Origin of the sequence: Micromonospora sp. NPDC047753 (assembly GCF_040642735.1) — a bacterium.
In the GTDB taxonomy this organism is placed as follows: Bacteria; Actinomycetota; Actinomycetes; order Mycobacteriales; family Micromonosporaceae; genus Micromonospora.
Map to the genome: position 1 here is coordinate 1 of NZ_JBEYSL010000657.1, position 3,103 is coordinate 3,103.

At 70.7% G+C, this 3,103-nt stretch carries 3 protein-coding genes; 1 reads left to right on the plus strand and 2 read right to left on the minus strand.

Annotation, left to right across the window (positions count from 1 at the left end; genetic code table 11):
• Positions 1-67: 67 nt before the first annotated feature.
• Both ABZ749_RS32660 and ABZ749_RS32665 read right to left on the minus strand, forming a co-directional pair.
• Positions 68-1,198 carry a discoidin domain-containing protein gene (locus tag ABZ749_RS32660; protein WP_357234673.1) on the minus strand — a complete coding sequence of 377 codons (1,131 nt, stop codon included), beginning with the start codon at positions 1,196-1,198 and terminating at the stop codon, positions 68-70.
• Between the two features lie 449 nt (positions 1,199-1,647).
• Entirely contained in the window at positions 1,648-2,199 is a 552-nt protein-coding gene (locus tag ABZ749_RS32665) for a GNAT family N-acetyltransferase (protein ID WP_357234676.1), read from the minus strand.
• 51 nt (positions 2,200-2,250) lie between these two features.
• Here ABZ749_RS32665 and ABZ749_RS32670 point away from each other — a divergent pair.
• On the plus strand, positions 2,251-3,103 hold an 853-nt coding region (locus ABZ749_RS32670), incomplete at its 3' end, for a YhjD/YihY/BrkB family envelope integrity protein (RefSeq protein ID WP_357234679.1).

Below are 3,103 nucleotides of genomic sequence, written 5' to 3' on the forward strand. Positions count from 1 at the left end.
GAGTTCTTCGGCACAGGTCTGCGCGCCGACGTCGCGTCCTGTCCGCCGAACCCGCGCCCGACGCGCCCTACCGGCGTGGCTGACGCGAGAAAGTGTTGCCGGAGAGGTTGCCGGCACCGTCGCGGGCCCGGACGTAGTAGGAGACGGTCGCCGTCGCCGGCTGGGTGTCCTGATAGGTGAGGACGGTGCCCAACGTGGCGATCAGGCTGCCGCCCCGGTAGACGTTGTAGCCGGCGAGCCCGCTGCCACCGGAGTCGGTGGAGGCCCCCCAGGTGAGCGTGATCGTGCTGCCCGACGTGCTCTGCGAGAGCGTCCCCGGGACACTCGGCGCGGTGGTGTCACCACTGCCCGTGCGGGTCACCGTGTTGCTGTTGCCGGACAGGTTGCCGGCCGCGTCGCGGGCCCGGACGAAGTACGACACTGTCGCCGTGGCCGGCTGGGTGTCGTTGAAGGTGGTCACGGTGCCGACGGACTGGAGGAACGCGCCGTTGCGGTAGACGTCGTAGCCGGCGATGCCGCTGCCGCCCGCGTTGTCGGTCGACGCGACCCAGTTGAGGCTGATGGTGGTGCCCGACTGGGTGTACGAGAGGTTGCCGGGAACGCTCGGCGCTGTGGTGTCCGGGGTGGTGCCGCCGCTGCCGTACACCTCCAGTTCGGAGAGTTGCCCGGCCGGCCAGCCGCTGTTGGCGGTGATGGTGATCCGGACGTAGCGGGTGGAGGCCGAGCTGAAGTTGATCGTGGCGGTGCTGCCGCTCGCCGGGTTGAAGGTGTACGTCTGCGACCCGACCAGGTCGGTGAAGGACGAACCGTTGGTGCTGCCCCGCACGCTCAGCGTCTGCGTCCGGGTCCCCCAACCGGAGGTCGGCAGCTTCAGAACAACCTGGTTGACGCTCTGCGACGAGCCGAGATCGACCTGCACCCACTGGGGGAACGCGTTGTTGACGCTCTCCCAGTAGCTGCCCGCGTTGCCGTCGACGACCTTCGACGAGTCGTAGACGTCGGCGTGGCCGCTCTCCTGGGTGGGACGACCCTGGGCGAGGTTGGTGGCCGCCGGGGCGAAGGCGCTCGGTGCTGCTGCGCCCGCCTCGGTGGGGCGGGCGGCGGCGGCCGGGTTCGCGAGGGCGGTCGCCCCGGCCGTCGCGATCAGCGCGGCGGCGGCCGTGGCCGCCACCATCCTGAACAGATTCGTTCGTCTCATCACTGTCCTTGTCGTCGGGGGACGGTTGCCGCGGTGGCTGGACCACGGGGGTGGGGGTGCGGCGGTGCAGCGCCGGCCGACGCGAGAGGGCCGGTGTCGAGAGAGACGGGTGGTACGGGCGGCGCGGGGGCGCCGACCGCCCTGGAAACACCAGAGGGGTACGACCATCAACGGGCCTCCCCAGGAGGCCCGTTGAATCTTCCGAGTGTGTGCACAGAACCGTGCACGCCTTTGTCGAAATCTTGCGTTACTTTGGCCCAAAGGTTACTGACGTGCTACGGGAGCGTCAACACTTCGACCGCCGTGACTATTGACGAACTTGTCTGCCCTGGGAGTCGACCCACGGCCCGACCTGCAGACAATTTCGGGGAAGGTGCCGCCTCCCGACGACTGGAGGCAGCACCTTCCCCGAAGTTGCGCGGATCTTGCGTCAGGTCGTGCGGGAACGATCAGGCATCTGGTGCGGTCAGCACGAACGTCTCCAGCAGCTCCCCGCCGTACCAGTCGGTGCGCTGACCGACATGGGTCATGCCCAGCCTCCGAGCGACAGCCATCGACGGCTCGTTGCCCGGCGCCACGACCGCGTAGATCTGCCGGGTGCCGGCGGCGAACTCCCGGTCGACCGCCGCGCGGGCCGCCTCGGTGGCGAAGCCGTGGCCCCACGCGTCCGGGTGCAGGTGCCAACCCACCTCGATGTCGTCGCTCCGGCGCGACTCGTCGCGCCCCGGCAACGGCTTGAGCAGCCCCGTGCCCACCACCTGACCCGTCTCCCGTACCTCGATCGCCCAGGTGCCGTACCGGCCGCCGTCGGCGGCGTGCCGCTCCTGCCAGATCCGCAACCGCTCGACGGCCTGCGCCGGGTCGGTCAGCGGCAGGCCCGGCGCGACTCCCAACCAACGGCTGATCTCCGGGCGGGAGTAGATGTCGTAGATCCGGGCCAGATCGGCCGGATCGGCGGTCCAATCGCGCAGGATCAGGCGTTCGGTGGTGAGAACAGTCATGACCGGCGATCTTAAGGAGTGACAGCCGCGACGACAGGGAAGGAGGACCCGATGGGCAACGGATGGCAGCGCACGAAACGGATCACCAGTGCGGCGTTCCGTCCGGTGCGCGGACGGGACCTGTCGCTGCACGCCGCCGCGATCACCTTCTACGGGGCGATCGCCGTGGTGCCGGTCGCCCTGCTGGCGATCTGGCTCACCGCGCTGGTGGCCGGGGCCGACCGGGTACGCCGGCTCACCTCGTACGCCGTGGAGGCCCTGCCCACCGCGATCGGCGCGCCCCGGGCGGTGGAGGCGCTGGTCGACGCCGGGGTGGGGTTGACCCCGCTGCTGGCGCTGGCCTCCCTGCTGCCCGCCTCGCTGTACGGCGAGGGCCTGCGCCGGGCGTTCGTCTCTGTGGCCGCGCCCCGCTCCGACGAGCACCTGGTCGGCTGGCGGGGTCGGCTCCTGCTGCTGCCACTGCTCGCGCCGGCCCCCGCGCTGCTGCTGTCGATCCTGCTGGCGCTTCCGCTCACCACCCGCCTCGTACGCCAGGGCGGTTGGCTCGGTGTGCTCGGCGTGGTGCTGTCGTTCCTGGCGGTCTGGCTGGTGCTGACGCCGGTGCTGGTGTGGGTGTTCCGGGTCGTCGGGCCGGCCTCACCGGACTGGCTCTCCACCCTCGGGGTCGGGTCGTTCACCGCGGCGAACCTCTCCGGATTCCTGCACGGCTTCGTGCTCTTCGCCTCGCTCCCGCTGGACCTGGGAGTGCCCTTCGGCGGCTTCGACGACATCGGCGCCGGCGTGGCCGTCCTCCTCTGGCTCTACCTGTTCCACGTGATCGTCCTGGCCGGCTACTCCGCCACCCTGGCCCTCTCAAACTGGCGCACCAACCGCCCGACCCCCACCCCCACCCCCACCCCCACCC

Bases quoted from the DNA above. Each gene is read 5' to 3' on its own strand.
- ABZ749_RS32660 (WP_357234673.1), bottom strand. From the start codon at position 1,198: ATGAGACGAACGAATCTGTTCAGGATGGTGGCGGCCACGGCCGCCGCC.
- ABZ749_RS32665 (WP_357234676.1), bottom strand. From the start codon at position 2,199: ATGACTGTTCTCACCACCGAACGCCTGATCCTGCGCGATTGGACCGCC.